Source organism: Glycomyces paridis (assembly GCF_004912155.1).
Classification (GTDB): Bacteria; Actinomycetota; Actinomycetes; order Mycobacteriales; family Micromonosporaceae; genus Glycomyces; species Glycomyces paridis.
Window position 1 is genome coordinate 165,192 of the sequence record NZ_STGX01000012.1, and the last position, 20,319, is coordinate 185,510.

Genomic DNA, 20,319 nt, shown 5'->3' on the forward strand with positions numbered 1-20,319 from the left:
ATGACCTCGTCAAGGGCGGATACGTCCTATATTCAGAAGACGGTAAAGTCCCTGCTAGAGGACATGAACGTCCTCAAGGAGAGGAGGCGATGACCGTGGAGATGGGTGAAACCATCAAGCAGAAGCGCGAGGAGCAGGGCCTGTCACAGGCGGCTCTCGCGAAGCTCGTCGGCGTCGAAGCCCGACAGATGCGGCGCTACGAGAACGGCGAGTCACACCCGACCCTGCCGGTCGCCGTCAAGGTCGCAACGGCGCTCGGCATCTCGGTGGATGAGCTGGCCGGCCTGTCCACCCATCGCGTCGATCTGTCGGGCCACTGGTGGGCCAGCTGGCAGACCTCCAAGGACCACGAGGAGGTCGTTACCGCGCAGGAAGTCGACATTCGCCAGCAGGGCGAGCAGCTTCGGGTGGAGACCACGACTCGGGGGATCGCCGTCGAAGATGGCGGGTACCACTGGAAGGGCGAGCTGCGCCTCTGGGATAACGAAGTCCTCATCGGCTGGTACGCCGCCGAAGACGGCGCGGTCCGCTCCAAGGGAAGCTTCTACTTCACGGTCCATCCCCACGGCATCCACATGATCGGCCGATGGGTCGGCATGAGCTACGACGGTGCCATCCGTACAGGCTGGGGAGCGATCGGGCGGACCGAGGAAGAGGCCCACTCCCTCATCGTCCAACTCAAGCAGGAGGAGCAGAGTGGACCCGATCTGTGAGGTCGTGATCACCGCCCCCGACGCGGGTTGGCTGCGTGAGTTCACCAGGCGACTCGTGGCCGAACGTCTCGCCGCGTGCGGGCACAACCTGGCCGAGATCCGCTCCATCTATCGATGGGACGGCTCAGTGCAGGAGGAGACCGAGGCACGGGTGATGCTCCACACCAGACAGAGCCTGGTTGCCGAGATTGTCGCGGCCACCAACCGGGAGCACCCATACGACGTGCCGTGTGTTCTCTCGATGCCGGTGGTCGAGGCCAACCCGGACTATCAGGCGTGGGTCGTCGCGGAGACTCGCGAGCCTTCCTCGGGGACAGGCGTTCACGATGGCTGACAGTGCAGACAGCAGGAATCCCGCGTACCTGCGCATCGCGCACGAACTCCGCAACCGCGTCCTGAGCGGGGTCTATCCGGTCGGCAGCTACCTGCCCTCTCAGTCGTCCCTTGCCGACGATGACTTCAAGGTGGCGAGGATGACCGTGCGGGCCGCCGTGGAAGTGCTTGAGCTTGAAGGCCTCGTACGGGCGATTCAGGGCCGGGGAACGCTCGTCCTGGAACGCGAGGACGTCGAACCCCCTCCGATCGATCCGACCTCCAACGAGGCCATCCTCGCGCGTCTCAACGATCTACAGGCTCAGGTTGTCCGCCTCTCAGAACAGGTCGCCCGCCTGGAGCGCCAACAGGCGCAGGAGCCGTAGCGGCAGGTGTAGCAGATGCTGTAGCGGCTGGTAGCGGGAGTCATCTGCTACCAGCCGTTACAACATCCGCTATCGCCGCTGACCTGCGGTGTAGCAGCAAGGGCCGCCCGAAGAGACGCCCCTGTTTCCCCGGATTTCCTCCCCTCACGGCCTCTCTCAGGCCCCCTGCCTTGCCGCTACCAACTCGCTTCCCCTGCCTGTGTCCAAACTTTCTCTACTGGATCAAGGGCGCGCAAGCGCGCCTGGCGGTCGGCGCTCGGGGCGGGCGTGCGGCTGGCGCCGGTCCCGCCCGGCGCCGCCGCCGACGAAAGCACCGACACGGATCACGGTGAGCGCGGGGCGCTTGGCAGCGACGAGGGGACCGTGGCAATCCGAGCACCGCTGATCGGCTTCGCGCCAACGTGGTCCGGCGAGGACTCCAGGCAGCGCTGAGAACCTGGACGCACCGAACGGCGTTCAGGTCTCGCCGTGGGCGGGCAGGCGGGCGGGCGGCGGCATCACCGCAGGATGCCGATTGGGCTACTCGCCGTCGACTCCGTCGCCGACTTCGGCAAGGTGGCAACACCGATGTGCCCTGGGCTGAAACACGGGTGAGGCGGTGGCGCAACTACTACCGGTAGCGCGGGTCCTGCTAGCGCTAGCGCGCCGGGACCCTCTGAAACCCGCTGTAGAGCCGCATTCGGGGGTTCGGCGTCGAGGGTGCTAGCTACTATCACGCAGGTCAGAGGGTGAATCAGGTGCTAGCGGCGCCGCTATCGCTAGCGGAGGGCCCGCTATCGTTAGCGGGCCCTTCTAGCGCCCAAACCATAGAGGTCTAGTCGTCTAGTTCAATGGCATGGAAAAGGTCAGGGGTTCGAATCCCCTAAGCTCCACCAGTTCGAATATTTGTTAAATGAGCGGTCATCGGGTTGATGACCGCTCTTCGCTGTTCCAAGGGTGATTGCGTGACAAGCCCGATGAACGCGGGTCGGAGCGGGCCGGTTGTCGGGGCTGCTCCCGGTGGCAGGGGCGCCGATGTTGTCGTGCTCAACCGGCTGCGGGCCGGCACGCCGTGGTTACCGTCTGGTCCATTGCTGGTTGGCCTGCCCGCTGCCGCAGGTCCAGAGCGTGACCTTCGTGCCGTTGGAGGTGCCCCAGCCCGAGGCGTCGAGGCACAGGCCGGACTGCACTCCGGTGATGGTGTCGTCGGCGTTGAGGTTCCACTGCTGGTTGGCTTGTCCGTTGCAGTCCCAGATCACCACCTTGGTGCCGTTGGTGGTTCCCTTGCCGTAGGCGTCCAGGCACTTGTTGCCGTACACCGTGAGCTGCTTGCCGGCGGTGTACGTCCACTGCTGGTTGGAGCCGCCCCAGCAGTCCCACAGCTGCGTGTCGGTGCCGTTGGCGGTGCCGATCCCGGTGACCTCGAGGCAACGACCCGAATGGGCGCCCACGATCTCGGTGCCGTCCGCCGTGCCGATGCTGCCAGGCACCGATCGCAGCGCGGCGTACCAGGTCGCGGCCATCTTGTCGTATCCGGCGGCGGTCGGGTGGACGCCGTCGTCCAGGTCGGCGGCGGTCAGGGCGCTGTGCATGTCGACCAGGTGCACGTTCTCGCCGGCGTTCACCTTGCTCTGCACGATGCCCGGGATCGCCGCGTTGAAGTTGTTCACCGCCGCGTCCGCCTCGCCCCACCCGAGCGGGGTGAGCTGCGCTACGAACACCTCGGCGTTCGGCGCCGTCGAGGTGATGTGGTCGATCAGTGTGGACAGCCGGTTCGGGGCGCTGGAGACGTTGTAGTTCTGGAGGATGTCGTTGGTGCCGATGTGCAGCAGGACGGTCTGCGGCTGGTAGGTGTTCAGCCAGTTGACGATGTTCGCGTCGATCTGGTCGATGCGCCAGCCGGGGTGGCCTTCGTGGTCGTGGTCGCCGAGGTTCGAAGGGCCGTTGAACTGCGACCCGACGAAGTCCGTGGTGTACCCGCCGCTCGCGAGGCGCTGCCACAGGCCGATCCGATAACCGCCCGGCGTGGCGGTGCCCTCGGTGATGGAGTCGCCGAGGGGCATGACCCGGACCCCGCCGTTCGACTCCGCGCTCGCGGGGCTCATCGGTCCCATCACCATGGCCACCACGGCACCGAGCGCCGCGACCGCTCCGAGCCATCTTGCTCTTGTCCGCATCATCTGCTCCTCGCATTCATAGGCCTGGGATGTCGAGCGGGACGGGCTCGGTGTCGTGCCGAGCCCGCCCGTTGCCTCGGGAACACCCGGGACGGATCTGCGCCGCTAGTGCTGCAGGGTAAGCAGACCCGGCCGGTAGGGCAGGAGGCCGTAGTCCATGCCGTCGGAGCCGGGGTCGCGTCCCTGGTAGAGGAACTGCAGGTTGCAGGGGTCGATGGTCTTGGTCTGGTCGGGGTTGGTGCGCACCAGGTCGCCGTGGCTGATGTCGTTGGTCCATGTGGCACCGCTGTTGGCCTTGCCCGCGAAGGGGTTGCTCTCCGTCGCGGCCTGCGGCGTCCAGGTGCCGTTCAGGCTGGTGGCCGTGAACGAGCGGAAGAAGCGACCACGGCTTCCCATGGCCTCGACGATCATGAGGTACTGGTTCTGGCCCTGGACCTTGTAGACCTCGACCGCCTCGAACAGGTTCGCCTTCGTGTCGCTCATGACGAGCTGGTAGTTCGTGCCGAAGCTGCTCGGGAAGTTGCCGAGGGGCATGCTGGCCCGGTAGATCTGGCCTTCGTCGTTGGCGAAGAACAGGTACATGTTCTGGTCGTCGGCGATGAGGGTCTGGTCGATGGGGTTGTTCACGGGGAGGGTCCCGTTGAAGAGCTCCTGGTGCGGGCCCCAGCTGTTGGGGTCGGCGGGGTTGGTCGAGGTGCGGTAGGAGAACTTGTACGGCCAGCCCCACTGGTAGGCGAGCACCCAGATGTTCTTCGGGGCGAAGTGGATCAGCGTCGGGGCCACCGGGTTGAAGCTCGTCACCCTGGTCTGGGCGGCCGAGGCCATGTCGGACCAGTTGGTGAACGGGCTGAAGACCACCGAGTTCCAGGCGTCTCCGGCGTCGTGCGTCGTCGCGTAGACGAGGTACTGGCCGTTGTGGCGGACGGCGGTGAAGTCCTTGAGCGAGACCTGCCCGTTCTTCGGCTGCGCCAGCGGCCCCGTCGAGGTCCAGCGGTACGACGACGGAAGACCGCAGCCGCCGGTGCCGCCGCCGACGAGGGCGAGCTGCCATTGCTGGTTGGCGCCGCCCCAGTCGCTGTATTGCACGACGCTCGCGCCGTCGCCGGTCCCCGCGCCCTGGACCTCGACAGCCTTGTTGCTGTTGCGGTTGATCAGGCGGACGTAGCCGCCGGCGGAGTCGGCCAGCCGGAACTGCTGGTTGGCGCCGCCGTGGTCGGTCCACTGGTTGATGGCGGCACCGTCGGCGGTCGACCAGTTGTAGACGTCGAGCACCTTGCCCGAGTGCCGCGCCCTGATCCGGTAGTAGCCGCCGCCGGCGTCCACGAACTGGAACTGCTGGTTGTAGGAGTCCGCGCGGGTCCACTGGTGGAGGGCGGCACCGTCGGCGGTGGACACACCGCTGACGTCCAGGACCTTGCCGCTGTTGCGGTTCACCAGCACATACCAGGCGGAGGTGTCGACGGTGGCGGCTGCAGCCGAGCCGGCGAACGGGTTGAGTACGGTCGCGGCGGCGGCCCCGGCGAGCACGCCGGCTCCGCCGATGAGCATCCGCCTGCGGCTCTTGGGGGTTTCCATCCAGGCCATGGTGGCCTCCTTAGTCGAGGTTCGTCGGGTCATGGGGTTGCGGGTCCATCGCTACGGATGGGCCTCGGATCCGGCGGGACAGGATCGAGAAATCTGATCCTTCTTAGCGGGCGCGAGCACGGAAAACACTTGTTATCGCTCACATATCGCAACCTGGTTCCGAAACATCTGATGTTTTTGGACGATTCGAACTATAGAGAAGTATCGATGTTTAGTCAACAGCTGGACCGACCGCTCTTCCGGGCCGGAGGCGGTCAGGGCGGCGCGGACGCTCCACGCGGCCGTCTCCTCCGTGGTCGGGCGTGCAACGCTGTGGGTTCTGCGGCGATCGCGCCTGTTCGGGGCGCCGTAGCTGCGACGATCGGGGAAGGTCGAGGGGGCGACGGGAGTCCGTCGCGCAGTGGTGAGGAGTGCAGCGTGCGTTTTCGGAGTCTGGTCGAACCGCCGGAGCCTATGCGGGGCTTGGAGGTGCCGCCCGAGGTGGTCGAGGCGCTCGGCGAGGGCAAGCGGCCGCCGGTGGCGATCACGGTCAACGGGCACACGTGGCGGAGCCGGATCGCGGTGATGCGCGGGCGGTTCCTGATCGGCCTGAGCAACGCGAACCGGCAGGCCGCAGGGGTCGCGGTCGGCGAGGAGGTCGAGGTCGAGCTGGTGCTCGACACCGAGCCGCGCGTCGCGGTGGTGCCGGCCGACCTCGCGGCGGCGCTGGACGCCGACCCTGCCGCCCGCGCGGCCTTCGACGCGCTCACCGAGAGCCGCAAGCGGGAGCGGGTGCGGCCCGTGGAGGCCGCGAAGCGTCCCGAAACGCGGGCGAGACGCATCGCGGACCTCGTAGCGGCACTGCGCGAGTGAATGGGCGAGGCACGTCGCCTGGTCGTCAGCGCGCACGGATCACGGACCCGGTAGCGGGGGCGAAGCAAGGCACGAGGCCGCACGGGCGATCGAGCGCGGCTCCCGGCACAACGGTCAGGTGATGAGGCCGGTCCGGAACGCGGTGGCGACCGCGTGGGCGCGGTCGCGGGCGCCGAGCTTGCGGTAGAGGCGCCGGGCGTGGGTCTTGACGGTGTCCTCGCTGAGGAAGAGGAGGCGGCCGATCTCGGCGTTGCCGAGGCCGTCGCTCATCGCGCGCAGGACTTCGAGTTCCCTTGCGGTCAACGGCAGTCCGTAGATCGACTCGACCGGCCTCGGTGAGGGGACGACCGGTTCGCGGGGCCAGTTCGCGAGCATCGTGCACACGAGCGCGGAGACGAGCTCGTCGGCCTCTTCACCCGTGCCGAAGACGCCCCGAGCGCCGGCGTTCACCGCTTCGGCCGTCAGCTGCGGGCCGCTCGCGCCGACGACGATGCTCGCGGTGCGCGGCCAAGTGCGCCGCATCCGGGCGAGGAACGCGGCGCCGTAGGGAAGAGCGACGGCGGCGTCGATGATCACGACCTCGGCGGGGCGCTTCACCAGCATCGACAGGGTCTCCTCGCCGCTCCCGGCGATGCGGACCTTGTTGTCGATGCCGCGGCGGGCGGTGGCGGCGGCGATCCGCTGCGCGGCGGCGAAGGTGCGGGAGCAGATGAGTACCGAAAGCATGGCTTTTCCTGTCGGCCGTGGACACCGGATTCGGGTCCGTGGTGTGATCGCGGGGCGGGCGCGGCGGGTGCCGCGCGGGCTGGCGCGGGCGGTGTCGCGAGCACGGACGGCAACCGTCGCAAAGGATCAGGCGGCGCTGCGTCGTACTGTATAGATTGACGCGTGAGCGCGCCCGCGGTCGTTGGCACGCGCGACAGCGTTCGGCCGGGGGCGTTGTTCCCCGGCACACCCCTGGTCGCGGGCGGCTACCATCCGGGGGATCGACCGCCTCGGAGGTGTCAGTGGGGACGATAGAGTCGACCGGCAAGACCGCGGAGGAGGTCATCCGCCGCATCGGCGACGGCGTCCCCGCGCTGGCCGATCGCATCACCGACCGGATCTTCAAGGAGATCCCGATCTACGCGACGGGCGCGGTGGCGACCCGGGAGGTCGTGTTCGAGTCCGTGCGCGCCAATGTCGAGGACGCGTTCGACCGCCTGGCCGGTCGCAAGTTCGACCTGGCGATGGCGGCGAAGACCGGGCGCTCGCGCGCGCAGGTGGGCCTGCCGCTGGCGGACCTGCTGTCCTCGTTCCGGATGGGCTACGACGAGACCTGGGACGCGATCATCCGGGCCGCGAGGCTCGACCCGCCGATCTCGGGCGATCTCGTGGTCGACATGTCCCGCAACTGGTTCCACCTGCACAACCTCGTCGGCGACACGCTCATCCACGCCTACCGCGAGGAGGCGCAGCACCTGCTGCTGACGCGGGAGCGCGAGCGCGCGGCGCTGGTGAACGTGCTGCTGTCCAGCGACATCGGCCTGGCGACGATGGTCGAGGTGGCCGACCAGCTGCGGCTGCCGGTCGAAGGGGAGTTCGCGGTGGTGGCGGCGGCCACGGTGATCGGCCGCGATCCGCTGCCGCGCATCGGCTCCCACCTCGCGGCGGCTGACGTCGCCTCGGTGTGGCACCTCGGGCAGGAGTCGCTCGTGGGGGTCCTGTCGCTGGAGAAGGCCTCGCGGGTGCCGTCGGTGCTGGAGACCGTGCGGCGCCATGCGACGGGTCCGGTCGGGGTGAGCCCGGTCTTCACGTCGCTGCGGCGCGCGCCGTGGGCGCTGGGTCTGGCGCAGCTGGTGCTCCAGCGGCACACGGGCACGGTGGTGGTCGAGCAGTTCCGCGACAACCCCATGAACGTCTTGGTCGCGTCCGCTCCCGATGCGGCCCAGGAGACCACGCGCACCGTCCTGGGTGGACTCCTCGACCTGCCGGCCGATCGCCGAGACCTCCTGCTGGAGACGTTCACGGCGTGGATCGAGGCGGGCGGGTCCGCGCAGGCGACAGGGGAGGCGCTGGTCTGCCACCCCAACACGATCCGGCACCGCCTGCGCCGCATCGAACTCGTGACCGGCAGGAGCCTGACGCGCCCCGGCGACGTCGCCGAGCTCGTCGCGGCCTGCCACGCGTGGGAGCAGCTCCCCCACCAGGCCTGGGACCGGTAAGGCCCGGTTCACCAGTCGTGGACGGTGCCGTCGTGGAGGCGGTTGAACGGCAGGTAGGCCTGGACGTAGGGGTACTTGCCGGCCTCGTCGACGTCGAGTTCGACGCCGAGGCCGGGCCGGTCGCCGGGGTGAAGGTACCCGTCGTTCCACGTGAACGACTGGCGGAACACCTGGTCGGTCTTGGCGCCGTGCCGCATGTACTCCTGGATGCCGAAGTTGTGGATCGACAGGCCCAGGTGCATCGCGGCGGCCATGCCGACCGGCGAGATGTCGGTGGGGCCGTGCATGCCCGACTTGATCTGGTACTGGGCGGCGTAGTCGAGGACCTTCTTCAGGTGCGAGATGCCGCCGGTGTGGGTGACGGCCGAGCGGACGTAGTCGATGAGCTGCTCGCGGATGATCTGCTGGTAGTCCCAGACGGAGTTGAAGATCTCGCCGATCGCGAGCGGCGTCGTGGTGTGCTGCCTGACCAGGCGCAGGGCCTCCTGGTTCTCGGCGGGGGTGACGTCTTCGAGCCAGAACAGGTCGTACGGTTCGAGCGACTTGCCCAGCTGCGCGGCCTGGATCGGGGTGAGGCGGTGGTGGGCGTCGTGCAGCAGCGGCAGTTCGGGGCCGAACTCGGAGCGCACCGCTTCGAAGACGGCGGGCACGTGCCGCAGGTAGGAGCGGGTGTCCCAGTCCTCCTCGCTGGGGAGGGCGCCGCGCTGGGCGGGCTCGTGGTCGTAGCGCACGCCGGTGTTGGCCTCGTAGGTCGCGTTCGACGCGATGCCGTAGATGGATTTGAGGCCCGGGACGCCGGTCTGGACGCGGATGGCCCGGTAGCCCTGTTCCCGGTGGGCGCGAACGGAGTTGAAGAGCTCTTCGGTGGTCTTGCCCGAGGCGTGGCCGTAGGCGAGGAGGCCGTTGCGGGAGGCGCCGCCGAGGAGCTGGTAGACGGGCATGCCCGCGGCCTTGCCCTTGATGTCCCACAGGGCGGTGTCGACGGCGGCGATGGCGGCCATCGTGACCGGGCCGCGCCGCCAGTAGGCCGAGCGGTAGAGGAACTGCCAGGTGTCCTCGATGCGGTGGGCGTCGCGGCCGAGCAGCAGGGGGACGACGTGGTCCTTGAGGTAGGCCACGACGGCGAGTTCGCGGCCGTTGAGGGTGGCGTCGCCGATCCCGGTGAGGCCGTCGTCGGTGGTCAGCTTGAGGGTGACGAAGTTCCGGTCGGGGCTGGTCACGATGACTTCGGCGCGGTCGATGATCACGGCGGCAATTCAAACAAGCGGGCGAGGGATTGTCAACCGGTTGCGCTCCCGTCACACGGATCGGTCTATTGAGGACGAACGCCGCCGCGCCGCCGCGACCCTGTACGGTCTCGGCGGCGCGGCGGCGTCCTGGTGCGGTCAGGCGTCGAGCGCCCCGTTGATCTTGCGGATCATCTCGGCCAGGGTCGGGCTCGGCTCGCCCTTGTGGGCGCGCTCGGCGGCCGCGACGGCGACGTTGATCGTGGAGCGGAAGTTCTCGGCCTCGGCCCCGTCCTGCGCCGCGAGCAGCGCGACCGACGCGGTGAGCGCGGGCAGCACCTGGTCGGCGACGGCCGCGGCCGACTTGCCCTTGATCTTCACCGAGTGCGCCTTCTCGGCGAGGACGTGCCCGACGACGCCGGTCGCGGCGTTGAGCGCCAGGGCGGCGTCGGTGGCGACCTTGTGCGCCGAGCCGGACATCCCGGCGAAGGACAGCAGGGTCACGGTGCCCCAGGCGGCGGTGCGGATGGTGGTCTCGTCCTGGGCGGTGAGTTCGACGGTCATTGCGGTGGCTCCTTCGTTGCGGTGCTGGTCGTTCGCTTGATGAGGCAACTATGGGGGCCCGCTCTGTCACCGCCCTGACGCCGCACTGACACGCCCGCTGACACGGCGGCCGGGGCTCGGCGGGCACCCTTGGGGGCGCGGACGTCCACGCCCGCCGGGGTTCTCAGGGTTCGCCCTTGGCGCGCGGGCCTCAGGCGTGGCAAGATCGGCCGGGTGCACATCGGGATACTGGGGTCATTCGAGGTTCGCGCCGAGGACGGGACCTCGGCCGACGTGCCGGGCGCCCGCCTGCGGGCGCTGCTCGTGGCGCTCGCGCTGGAGGCGGGGCGCGTCGTGCCCCGGTCGACCCTCGTCGACTGGATCTGGGGCGAGCTGCCGCCCGCTGACGCGGCGAACGCGTTGCAGCGCTTGGTGTCCCGGCTCCGCAAGGTCCTTCCCGGCGTCACCGTCGAGGGCCAGGCGGGCGGCTACCGGCTCCAGGTGGCGCCCGAATCGGTCGACGCGGTGCGCTTCGAGCGGCTTATCGCCCGCGCGCAGGACGACGAGGCCGGGCGCCTGCCGCTGCTGCGCGAGGCCCTCGGCCTGTGGCGCGGCGCGGCCATGCAGGAGATCGACCTGCCCGACAGCGCGGCGTTCGACGCCGCCGTCACGCGTCTCGAACGTATGCGGCTCACCGCGATGGAGGCCCGCTACGAGGCCGAGACCGCGGACGGCGGGGGCGCCGGGCTCGTCGACGAGCTCACCGACCTGGTCGACGCCGACCCGATGCGCGAGCGCTTCGTGGCCGCCCTCATGCGGTCGCTCGCCGCGGCCGGGCGCGGCAGCGAGGCCCTGCTGGTCTTCGAGCGCACGAAGGAGGCCCTGGTCGACGCCCTCGGCGCCGACCCTTCACCCGAGCTGGCCGCCCTGCACGTCGCGCTGCTGCGCGGCGAGCTGGCGCCGCCCGACGCCCCGCCGAAGACGAACCTCCGCGCCGAGCTCACCAGCTTCGTCGGCCGCGAGGACGACCTCGCGGTGGTCCGCGAGCTCGTCGCCGACCACCGCCTCACCACCCTCATCGGCCCCGGCGGCGCGGGCAAGACCCGCCTCGCCACCGAGGCCGCCCGCTCGCTCCTGACCGGCACCCCCGATGGGGTGTGGTTGGTGGAACTGGCCGCGATCGACGCCGACGCCGACGTGGCGCAGGCGGCCCTCGCCGCGTTCGGCCTGCGTGACGCCCTGCTCGGCAACGCCGCGGGCGCCGACCCGACCGAGCGGCTCATCGCGGCCGTCCGCGACAGGGAGGCGCTGCTCATCCTCGACAACTGCGAGCACCTCGTCGAATCCGTCGCGGTGTTCGCCGAACGCCTCCTCGGCGAGTGCCGCCGCCTGCGCGTCCTCGCGACCAGCCGCGAGCCGCTCGGCATCACCGGCGAGGCGTTGTGGCTGGTCGATCCGCTCGAACTGCCCGAGGACGACGCCACGCCGGGCGCCGCGGACGCCCCCGCCGTGCGGCTCCTGCTCGACCGCGCCGGTGCGGTCCGCAAGGACCTCGCCGTCGACCCCGCCGCCCTCGCGGCGATGGTCCGCGTGTGCCGCGAGCTCGACGGGATGCCGCTCGCGATCGAACTGGCCGCCGCTCGACTGCGCACCATGTCAGCCGACCAGCTCGCCGGGGGCCTCCACGATCGCTTCCGCCTGCTCACCGGCGGCAGCCGCACCGCGCTGCCGCGCCACAAGACCCTCCGCGCGGTGGTCGACTGGAGCTGGGAGCTGCTCAGCGACGCCGAGCGCGCGGTCCTGCGGCGCCTCGCCGTGTTCGCCGACGGCGCGAGTCTCGAAGCGGCCGAACGGGTCTGCGCGGACCAGGCTGCGGACGAACCGGTGCGCGGCCCCGGATCCGAGGGCGCCTCTGAACGCGGTCAGGTCCACAGTGGCTTCGGTGACGACGGCGCTGTCAGCGCCGAAGACGTGCTCGAACTCCTCACCGCCCTCACCGACAAGTCCCTTGTGGTCACCAAGGGCCACGGCGCGCCGAGGTACCGGATGCTCGGCACCGTCAAGGAGTACGCCGCCCGGCGCCTCGCCGAGGCCGGCGAATCGGACCTCGCGCGGCGCGCGCACCTCGCCTTCTTCACCGACCTGGCCGAGACCGCCGAGCCGCTGCTGCGCCGGACCGACCAGCTCCACTGGCTCGCGGTCCTCAACGGCGAGAGCGACAACCTCGCCGCGGCGATGCGCGGCGCGATCGGGGCCGGCGAAGCCGCCGACGCGATGCGCCTGGCCGCGTCGGCGGGCTACTACTGGTGGCTCAGCGGGCACCGCGCCGAGGGCGTCGAACTCATCATGGCCGCCACCGAGCTGCCCGGCGAGGTCGACGGCGCCGTCCAGGCGATGGTCGCCGCGATGATCGTGACCTTCCTGACCTCGGGCCGCGCCGACGAGCACCAGGCCGAAGGGTGGATCCGAAAGGCCAACCGCTTCGGCCCCGACGGCCCCGCCCGCTACCCGCTCCTGGCCCTCGGCGCGCCCTTGCAGCAGATGCTGGAGGCGCCCGACCAGATCCTCACCGCCTGGGAATCCCTTCTGGACGACACGGACCCGTGGGTCCGCGCCATGTCCCGGCTCCAACTCGGCAAGATGCGAGTCCTGCTGGGTCTCGGCGGTTCTGAGGCCGACGCGTACTTCGAAGGGGCCCTCGCCGAGTTCCGGACCATCGGCGACCGCTTCGGCATCTCCTTCGCGCAGTCGGAACTCGCCGAGCGACTCGCGGTCGTCGGCGACTTCGCCGAAGCCCGTGCCCACTACGGACAGTCCATTGCGGCCGTCGCCGAACTCGGCGCCACCGACGACGTCATCCGCCTCCGCTCCAGGCAAGCCCAACTGCACTGGCTCGACGGCGACCCCGACGCGGCCCGGGCCGCGCTCGCCGAAATCTCCCGGCTCGCCGAGGGCGTCGCCTGGCCCGACTCGCTCGTGGAGCTCGCCCTCGCGAAAGCCGAACTGGCGCAATGGCAAGGCGACGCCGAGGAGGCGCATCGCCAGATCGACGCGATCCGCTCCGTGCTCGGCGCCGAAGCCGAACTCCCGCACATCACCGCGGTCACCCAGCACCTGCTCGGCCGCCTCACGACGGACCTCGACACGGCCCGCGCCCACCACGCCGCGGCCTGCGAAGCGGCCGAGGCGACCGGCACCGCACCGGCGCTCGCCCAGGTGATCCTCGGCGTCGCCGACTTCGCGCTGCGCAGCGAACGCTTTGAGGAGGCCGCGAAACTGCTCGCGGCGAGCACGGTCGTGCGCGGCATGGAGGACCACTCGCAGCCGGACATCGCGAGGATCAAGGCCGCGGTCAACGAGCGCCTCGGCGACGAGGCCTTCGCGCAAGCGACGAAAGCGGGCGGCGAGACCCCCTGGAAGGACCTGGTCGCGGCAGTCCTGGCGCCCTGACCGCACGTGGGATCGAGGCCGACCGCGATTCCGTCGGCACGAGCGATAATGCGTTGACAGGTCTCGGCCGGGGTTCCTACCCTGATCGGGTCCGCACGTCGCGGACGGTGAACCGGGCTCCTACGCCCTAGAAAGTGGTCTTGATGTCCCCGTACGAGCCGAGCGCGCCTCGCAGCATCGCTTAGAAGTCCGATGATCTCGCCCCACCTCGTGTGCGGCGACCGGACCACGATGCCGACGAATCGCCTCGCCCCGTTACGCCTCCTGGAGAGGCGGCGGATGCGTGCGCCCGTTCGACCGAGACCGCTCGGCCTGCTCTTGCTGTCAGCGAAGACCATCTTCAGCAAGGAGCCCCAGGGTGTCCAACACCGACAACAGACTCAAGACCAGCATCTTCACCTGCGCATGGTGCGGCCTGACCACCACCAAATACGTCTCCGAAGGGGCGGAACGCAACCACTGTCCGTCCTGTATGCACTCGAAGCACGTCACCGACCACGTCGAAGGCGGCGCGAGCGCATGCGAAGGTCGCATGAGCCCGATCGCCATCGCGGTGCTGCGCACCGGCGACTGGATGCTCATCCACCGCTGCCGACGCTGCGACGAACTCACCTCGAACCCGGTGTGCGCGGACGACAACCAGCTCATCCTCATGCGCATGGCGGTCCGCCCGCTCGCGCAGCCGCCGTTCCCGCTCGAAGCCCTCGGCAGTCTGTAGGAGGTGCGGCCATGCCTCGACGCACGCGACCGCGCGGACAGACCGACCAGCGGCGACAGCGGCACAAGGACGTCCTGCACGCCGGGGATGGGCATCGGGGGAACGACTTCCGCTGCGTCGGCTGCCGTCTCGACGTCTCCTTGGACGCGCCGGGAACCTCACACCGCAACCACTGCCCCAACTGCCTGACCAGCCGACACGTCGACCGCCGCATCCCCGGCGACCGCGACGCCGACTGCGGGGGCCGGATGGAGGCGCTGGCCGTCTTCACCCGGCCCGACGGGGAGTGGATGATCGTGCACCAATGCCTGCACTGCGGCGAACTCAGCACCAACCGCATCGCCGGCGACGACAACGCCCTCGCCTTGATGCGCCTGGCCCTCAAGCCGCTCCAGGACACCAACAGGGCCAACCGAACCCTGCTCAACCTCTGATGAGGCGGGATGCCGGTGCGTCGCACCGGCATCCCGCATCCATGGCCCGTTGATCTTCTATCTAAAGCTAGCTATAGTTGGATGATGACTGAGAAGCCGCCGTTCCGGGTCACCCCGGCGACCCTTGACGTCCTTGAGGTGCTGACCTCCGCCGAGACGAACCTCTACGGGCTGCGGATCGCGAAGATCCTCGACCGCTCCAGCGGCAGCATCGCACTCATCCTGATGCGCCTGGAAAAACACGGCTGGGTCACCAGCCACTGGGAGCCGGACACCGATGAGCGACTCGACCGGCCGCGTCGGCGCTTCTACGAACTCCACGGCGACTACGCGCCGGCTGCACGGGCGCTCATCGCGTCTCGACGACCGGCCGCCAGCCCCGGCGCGCGCCCCGGGCGACTGGGCCTGGCGCACATCATCATGACCTGCCTGGGTGGAGTGAAGGCCTGACGATGCTCAAGTTCTCGGCGTACGTCGCGACGACGATTCTGATCCCCCTGCTGCTGGCGCTCCTGGTCGAGTGGTCGCCCCGGATCGCACACCGCCTGTTGAAATGGACCGCCGGCCGACTCGGCGACGAAGCGACCTCGGCACGCTATCTGGAGGAGTGGCAGGCCGAGCTCGCCGAAACCCCCGGCGGCCTCTCGCAGCTGATCTACGCGCTCAGCCGCACCATCCGCCTGCCTCTCATGGCACGCGAATTCAAGGTCGCGGTGAAACTGCGTCCCCGCAACGAAGGCGCGCAAGGTGGCGTCAAGCGCTTCAGCCGACGTATCGAATCCGTGGTTCTTGGCTTCTGGTTCAATTTTGCGGTTGGCACCGGATTGATCGGGGCCGCGGCGCTCATTCTCGTGCTTGAGGTCTTTGAGCCGATCCTGGTGATTCTGCTGTTTGCCATCGTGCCGATTCACGCGGTGCTGACGGGTCTGGCAGTACGTCGGATCAGGGATCGAACTCGAACCCAGGGGTAGGCCGTGTTGCGGACTGCGGCTGAGACTTTTCAACGGGGGTGGCCTGGCGGGTGAGGGTCGGATCGCCCTTCGCGCGGGAGCGCTGAGGCGGGGCCCGCGGTCGTGGCGCGGTGTCTGGCGTACCGTCCAGGTGGAGTGGTTGCAGAACTTGCGGAGGAGGCGTCCGAATGTTGACCCAGGTCGCGGAGGGCGTGTGGACCCATCAGAGCGCGCTGCTGGAGAACAATGCGGTCGTCGTGGAGGGCCCGGCCGGTGTGCTGGTGGTCGATCCCGGGCTGACCGACGCCGAGCTGGCCTGCCTCGCGGGCGACCTCCGCGAGTCGGGCCGGAGCGTCGCGGCGGGTTTCGCGACGCACCCCGACTGGGACCACGTGCTCTGGCACCCCGACCTCGGCGAGGCGCCCCGTTACGGCACCGCCCGCTGCGCGGCCTTCATGCGGGACTTCCGGTCGAGCCCCGACTGGAGGACCCTCGCCGCCGAGTCGCTGCCCCCGGAGATCGCGGACGAGACCCCGCTGGACCTGTTCGGCCTCATCACCGGCCTGCCCGCCGGGGCGACCGAGATCCCCTGGGAAGGAACGCGAGTCCGGATCATCGAGCACCCGGCGCACGCCCCCGGCCATGCGGCGCTGCTCGTCGAGGAGCGCGGAGTGCTCATCGCCGGCGACATGCTCTCCGACGTCCTGGTCCCGAACCTCGACACGCTGAACGACACCAACGACCCGACCGAGGAGTACCTGCTCGGGCTACAGCGGCTCAAAGCGGTGGCAGGCGATGTCGACGTCGTCATCCCCGGCCACGGGTCGGTCGGCGACGCCGACGAGCTGCGCGCCCGGATCGAACGGGACCGCGCCTATGTCCTTGCTCTGCAAGAGGGCCGCGTCCCCGGAGACCTGCGCGTCGGCGCCACGGCCAAGCCCGGCTGGGAGTGGACGACCGACATCAGCGCCGACCAAGTCAAGCGCCTCGCCGAACGCCACGAACGCGGTGCAACCTCCGGTTAGGCCGTGTTCACGGACTTTCGTACCGGGCCGAAGGCCCGGGGCCCAAGCGCCTTGGGGGTTATGGGATTCGTCGGCGGAAGGTCGCCATTCGCTCCGGTCTGGTCCGAGGCTCGTTGATGTGCTCGAACGGGGTTCCGCGAATCAGGCGGGGCGGGATCGGGACCTGTAGTTCCTCGTCGTTTTCGGGGGCGTAGACGATCACGAACCAGGCGTTGTCGGCTCGTTGGACCACGGCGGTTTCCGGGAATCGGTTCAGGAAGCGGCGCAGCGACGATGTCCGAGAGGGCGGTCGCGAATCCGGGGTCGACCTCGTCGGAATCTCCGCGGCCTCCCGGTCATTCTTGATTCCAAACCGGATGAGCCAGATGGTGAAGGCGATATTGCCGATGATGAGGAGCGCCCAGCCGCATCCCAGGAAGGCGTCGATGAACGAGATGCTGACCAGGTAAGTCATCCCCGCCTCCGCTTCCTGAGCCACCGCCGTCCGAGTCGCCGCTTTCGTCGGTTCCGGCTTCACGGTCGCCTGGTTCCGGATCGGTCAGCCAGGAGGCGACCGTCGATGGGTGGACCTCGAAGGTCGGCAGCGTGAAGCCGTCGAGGACGCCTTCGGCGAACTCCTCGATCGCAGCGTGGTGGCGGACGGCCTCGGTCGCGGCGACACCGGTGGCGATGCCCAAGGCCCACAGGAGCAGCGACCTGGCGGTGCGATGCAGGTCTGCCGGCGAGGGGTCCTTTGGCAGATGCGGGAACGGGCCTTCCGGGGTCGCGACCTTGGAGAGTCCGAGGCGACCCGCGGCGAAGAGGGCGAGAAGCAGCGCACCGCCGCGGCGGGGATCGGCGAGGTCCTCGAAGAGGTTGGCGACGGCGTTCGCAAGGCTGCGGGCGGCGACGGCTGCGGCAAAATGCTCGACGGCGAGGTCGCGGTCTTTGGTCTTCGACCGTCTCGCCTGCGCGACAAGGGCGGCGACTCGTGGGGACGTCAGCTCCGCAAGCTCTCCCTGCCACTGCGGCGGCAGTTTGCGTGCCGTGATCACCGGCCACATGCCGAACACGATCAGATCGAGCAGTACCTGTTCGGGTACGGGCCCGGTCGGAACGGGCTCGGCGGCGACGAGATACGCGGCGATCCCGGATACCACGAGTTTGCGCACCATGTTCTTGTGCGCCGCCGGTCTCGCGTCGGAAGTGTCCGCGTATGCGGCCGCCAGATGTGCGCGCCGGGCTTCGTGATCGCCGCTGGACCCTTGGAGGTCGACCATGATCCGGGCAATCCAAGCTCGCAACTGCGGGAGGTCGAACGGCTCCGCCCGAGGCCCGCTGCAGGCACACCGGCAGGCGATCGACGGCCCGCACTCGCCGTCATGATCGCAGCCCCGATTCTCAACACCGACGTGCAGGTGGTGCACGGTCCCAACCTGAATCAGGTTCTGGATGTCACCGCCGTTCACCTTGAACTCGGTAGGTGGCGGATCGGATTCGAATCGCCGATCGTCACTCATCGACGCCTCCGCGGATCAGTGGTCGGCAAGGTCAAGGTACCGCCTCACCCTCAGGCACATCGCTAGGCGCTTCTTCCCCTGAATCAGTGGGGGAGCTTGGAACGATCGAGCGATAGCCGTAGTCAAGAGGGCCAGGAGACCATCCATCAGGGAGAGAGATCCGCGCGCCCGACCGGACCCGCGACCCTTTGAGGTTGACATGGGAGTACGTTGCGGCCCTCAAGTTACCGCCCATGTTGAATGTCGTGCTCTTGAAGTTGGCGGCACGGTTGAAGTTCGCGCCTCCGTAGGATGCGGTGCGGTTGAACGTCGCCCCCTCGTATGACGCTCCGGTGGTGAACGCTGCGCTCCTGAAGGATGCTTCGCCGGTGAACGTCGCGTTCCTGAAGTCCGCGTCGCCGGTGAACGTCGCGTAGACGAAAAGTGCGGCGCGGGTGAATGTCGCGTTCACAAAGTACGCGGCGCGGGTGAACGTCGCGTCCCTGAAGAACAAGTCGCCGTGGAACGCTGCATTCTTGAAGTCCGCCGCGCCGTTGAACGCTGCGCCCATGAAGTCCGCCGCGCCCTTGATTGCCGCACCCATGAAGTACGCGGTACGGGTGAACCTTGCGTCTCTGAAATGCGAATCGCTGGTGAACGTCGCTCGCTTGAAGTACGCGGCGCCGTTGAACATCACGCCCTCGAAGTCCGCATCATCTGCGAATGTCACGTCGTTGAAGTCTGTGTCGCCCTTGAAGGTGGCGTTAGTGAAGTCGGCGTTATTCAGTGCGCAACCGTTGAGGCTCAGGTCGTGAAGAACGGCGTTCTTGAGATTGATCCGCTCGTGGCTCCACACCGGCCGGTCGTCGCGATCGCTGCGCTTGCGCAGTCGACGTTGCAGGATTTCCTGCGCGATCAGCCGCACTTCGCGCTGAGCGTCGACCTTTCGACCCGGCTCCCGTACGCCTCCGGCAGACGGATCGGATTCGGTCGTCGCATCAGCCTCTCGCGGTGTCTCTGGCGTGTAAGGAAGCCGCAGAAACGAGCAAATCTCGTCGAGGATGACCTGCCGGAGTTCCGGGTGCTGGTCGCCGAGGCGTTCGAGGTTGTGGAGGCCGCCGATGCGGACTGTGGGGTTGTCGGACCCCAATTGCTGCACCGCCTGGATTCGCAGCTCGGTGATGCGCTGTTCGGTGCTGTGGTACTCGTCGTATTGCTGTCTGCGGAAACTGAGCAACAGCGCTGCCGCGCCGCCGATCGCAGCCGCCACAGTGAGGGTGTTGCGTACGGTGTCGAGCCGGAGCTGGGTCAGCTCAAGCGAGGTCGCCGTGCCGACCTGGTCGATCAAGTCGGATTGGACGTCGAAGTACAACCAGGCGCCGAGGGCGGCGATGCCGAGGGTCAGCCACAGGACCCGCGTGCGGATCGGCCTGGGCCCGCGAGCGCGTTGCGGCGGGAGGGCGTTGCCGCGTTGGCGCAAGAGGTCTCGCCATTGGGCGAGCCTTTGAGAGGGGGGCATCGTCCGAGGGTATCGGACACGACCAACATGAAAGGGTCTCAAAATGCCGGGGCGGACTCAGCGCCGGAAAATCCTGCGTTTGTATTCTGGTCTGCCCCGCAACGGAAGAGGCGTCATGGCAGTCGAACTCGTCTATGAGACGCACGCGATCACCGAGGACAACGAGAACGGCATCGCCACCGGGTGGCTTCCCGGGCGGTTGTCCGAGCGTGGGCGGGTCGTGGCGGCCGAGCTAGGGGATCGGCGACGGGGCGACGGGTTGGCGGCCGTTTACAGTTCCGACCTGGATCGGGCGGTAGAGACGGCGCGGATCGCGTTTGCGGGCACTGATCTTCCACTCCTCCAAGACCGGCGTCTTCGGGAGTGCGATTACGGGGACCTCAATGGTCGTCCGGTCGCTGATTTCCCGGTGCCGCGGTCGCGGTTCTTTGAGGAACCGTTTCCGAACGGGCAGAGCTACAACGACGTCGTTGCGGCCACCCGCGACTTCCTCGGGGAACTGGCCGGGCGGTGGGGCGGTCGGCGTGTGCTGGTGATCGCGCATTCTGCGAACCGGTGGGCGCTTCTGCACCTGCTGACCGGCGCGTCGATGAAGGATCTGGTGGATGCGCCTTTCGTCTGGCAGCCCGGTTGGACCTTCACCGTCGAGTAGCGGCGGCGCCTCAGCTCGCGCGGCGAATGACGATGTCGCCGTGGCGGGTCCGGGCGTCGACGGTGAGAGCGGGCTTAGAACCCGTAACTATTTCGTCTCTGGTGCGTTGTTCTGGTC

General features: G+C 68.7%; 19 protein-coding genes. 12 read left to right on the forward strand and 7 right to left on the reverse strand.

What is annotated here, in order from left to right; translation table 11 throughout:
* The first annotated feature begins 89 nt into the window (after positions 1-89).
* From E9998_RS16755 to E9998_RS16765, 3 genes are read left to right on the forward strand one after another with little or no spacing between them, the layout of a single operon-like run.
* Positions 90-713: a helix-turn-helix transcriptional regulator gene (locus E9998_RS16755; RefSeq protein WP_204745490.1), complete on the forward strand. Its 624-nt coding sequence runs from the start codon at positions 90-92 to the stop codon at positions 711-713.
* Positions 697-1,047: a divalent-cation tolerance protein CutA gene (gene cutA / locus E9998_RS16760; RefSeq protein WP_204745491.1), complete on the forward strand. Its 351-nt coding sequence runs from the start codon at positions 697-699 to the stop codon at positions 1,045-1,047. Before E9998_RS16755 ends, cutA begins: the two co-directional genes overlap by 17 nt.
* The gene (locus E9998_RS16765; protein WP_136530831.1) at positions 1,040-1,411 is read left to right on the forward strand and encodes a GntR family transcriptional regulator; all 372 of its coding nucleotides are present in this window, start codon (positions 1,040-1,042) and stop codon (positions 1,409-1,411) included. Before cutA ends, E9998_RS16765 begins: the two co-directional genes overlap by 8 nt.
* 1,055 nt (positions 1,412-2,466) lie before the next feature.
* Here E9998_RS16765 and E9998_RS16770 read toward each other — a convergent pair.
* Complete coding sequence (locus E9998_RS16770; protein WP_136530832.1) at positions 2,467-3,567, reverse strand: RICIN domain-containing protein; 1,101 nt, start codon at positions 3,565-3,567, stop codon at positions 2,467-2,469.
* Between the two features lie 105 nt (positions 3,568-3,672).
* The gene (locus tag E9998_RS16775; protein ID WP_420842449.1) at positions 3,673-5,142 is read right to left on the reverse strand and encodes a non-reducing end alpha-L-arabinofuranosidase family hydrolase; all 1,470 of its coding nucleotides are present in this window, start codon (positions 5,140-5,142) and stop codon (positions 3,673-3,675) included.
* 426 nt (positions 5,143-5,568) lie between these two features.
* On the opposite strand from E9998_RS16775, the gene E9998_RS16780 reads away from it, so the two are divergent.
* A complete protein-coding gene (locus E9998_RS16780) occupies positions 5,569-6,003 on the forward strand; it encodes a YdeI/OmpD-associated family protein (RefSeq protein WP_240037652.1) in 435 nt (144 codons plus the stop codon).
* Between the two features lie 114 nt (positions 6,004-6,117).
* On the opposite strand, the gene E9998_RS26950 is transcribed toward E9998_RS16780, so the two are convergent.
* The gene (locus tag E9998_RS26950) at positions 6,118-6,729 is read right to left on the reverse strand and encodes a helix-turn-helix transcriptional regulator (RefSeq protein ID WP_136530834.1); all 612 of its coding nucleotides are present in this window, start codon (positions 6,727-6,729) and stop codon (positions 6,118-6,120) included.
* Between the two features lie 281 nt (positions 6,730-7,010).
* On the opposite strand from E9998_RS26950, the gene E9998_RS16790 reads away from it, so the two are divergent.
* Positions 7,011-8,207, forward strand: coding sequence for a PucR family transcriptional regulator (locus E9998_RS16790; RefSeq protein WP_136530835.1), 1,197 nt, complete (start codon positions 7,011-7,013; stop codon positions 8,205-8,207).
* Between the two features lie 8 nt (positions 8,208-8,215).
* On the opposite strand, the gene manD is transcribed toward E9998_RS16790, so the two are convergent.
* The gene (manD, locus tag E9998_RS16795) at positions 8,216-9,454 is read right to left on the reverse strand and encodes a D-mannonate dehydratase ManD (RefSeq protein WP_136530836.1); all 1,239 of its coding nucleotides are present in this window, start codon (positions 9,452-9,454) and stop codon (positions 8,216-8,218) included.
* A 138-nt stretch (positions 9,455-9,592) separates the two neighbouring features.
* Positions 9,593-9,997, reverse strand: a complete 405-nt coding sequence (locus E9998_RS16800) for a hypothetical protein (RefSeq protein WP_136530837.1) — start codon at positions 9,995-9,997, stop codon at positions 9,593-9,595.
* Positions 9,998-10,210: 213 nt separating this feature from the next.
* Between E9998_RS16800 and E9998_RS16805 the strand changes: the two genes are divergently transcribed.
* From E9998_RS16805 to E9998_RS16830, 6 genes are all read left to right on the forward strand, one after another.
* Positions 10,211-13,426: an AfsR/SARP family transcriptional regulator gene (locus E9998_RS16805; protein ID WP_136530838.1), complete on the forward strand. Its 3,216-nt coding sequence runs from the start codon at positions 10,211-10,213 to the stop codon at positions 13,424-13,426.
* Between the two features lie 358 nt (positions 13,427-13,784).
* Entirely contained in the window at positions 13,785-14,144 is a 360-nt protein-coding gene (locus E9998_RS16810; RefSeq protein WP_136530839.1) for an RNHCP domain-containing protein, read from the forward strand.
* An 11-nt stretch (positions 14,145-14,155) separates the two neighbouring features.
* Positions 14,156-14,578, forward strand: a complete 423-nt coding sequence (locus tag E9998_RS16815) for an RNHCP domain-containing protein (RefSeq protein WP_136530840.1) — start codon at positions 14,156-14,158, stop codon at positions 14,576-14,578.
* An 84-nt stretch (positions 14,579-14,662) separates the two neighbouring features.
* Positions 14,663-15,028 carry a helix-turn-helix transcriptional regulator gene (locus tag E9998_RS16820; RefSeq protein ID WP_204745493.1) on the forward strand — a complete coding sequence of 122 codons (366 nt, stop codon included), beginning with the start codon at positions 14,663-14,665 and terminating at the stop codon, positions 15,026-15,028.
* A 2-nt stretch (positions 15,029-15,030) separates the two neighbouring features.
* The gene (locus E9998_RS16825) at positions 15,031-15,549 is read left to right on the forward strand and encodes a hypothetical protein (protein WP_136530842.1); all 519 of its coding nucleotides are present in this window, start codon (positions 15,031-15,033) and stop codon (positions 15,547-15,549) included.
* 167 nt (positions 15,550-15,716) lie between these two features.
* On the forward strand, positions 15,717-16,553 hold the full coding sequence (locus E9998_RS16830; protein WP_136530843.1) for an MBL fold metallo-hydrolase: 837 nt from the start codon (positions 15,717-15,719) through the stop codon (positions 16,551-16,553).
* Between the two features lie 335 nt (positions 16,554-16,888).
* On the opposite strand, the gene E9998_RS16840 is transcribed toward E9998_RS16830, so the two are convergent.
* Both E9998_RS16840 and E9998_RS16845 read right to left on the reverse strand, forming a co-directional pair.
* Positions 16,889-18,052 carry a hypothetical protein gene (locus tag E9998_RS16840; RefSeq protein ID WP_136530845.1) on the reverse strand — a complete coding sequence of 388 codons (1,164 nt, stop codon included), beginning with the start codon at positions 18,050-18,052 and terminating at the stop codon, positions 16,889-16,891.
* Between the two features lie 31 nt (positions 18,053-18,083).
* Positions 18,084-19,550, reverse strand: a complete 1,467-nt coding sequence (locus E9998_RS16845; RefSeq protein WP_136530846.1) for a pentapeptide repeat-containing protein — start codon at positions 19,548-19,550, stop codon at positions 18,084-18,086.
* Between the two features lie 115 nt (positions 19,551-19,665).
* Between E9998_RS16845 and E9998_RS16850 the strand changes: the two genes are divergently transcribed.
* Complete coding sequence (locus tag E9998_RS16850) at positions 19,666-20,202, forward strand: histidine phosphatase family protein (protein WP_136530847.1); 537 nt, start codon at positions 19,666-19,668, stop codon at positions 20,200-20,202.
* The last annotated feature ends 117 nt before the right edge of the window (positions 20,203-20,319 follow it).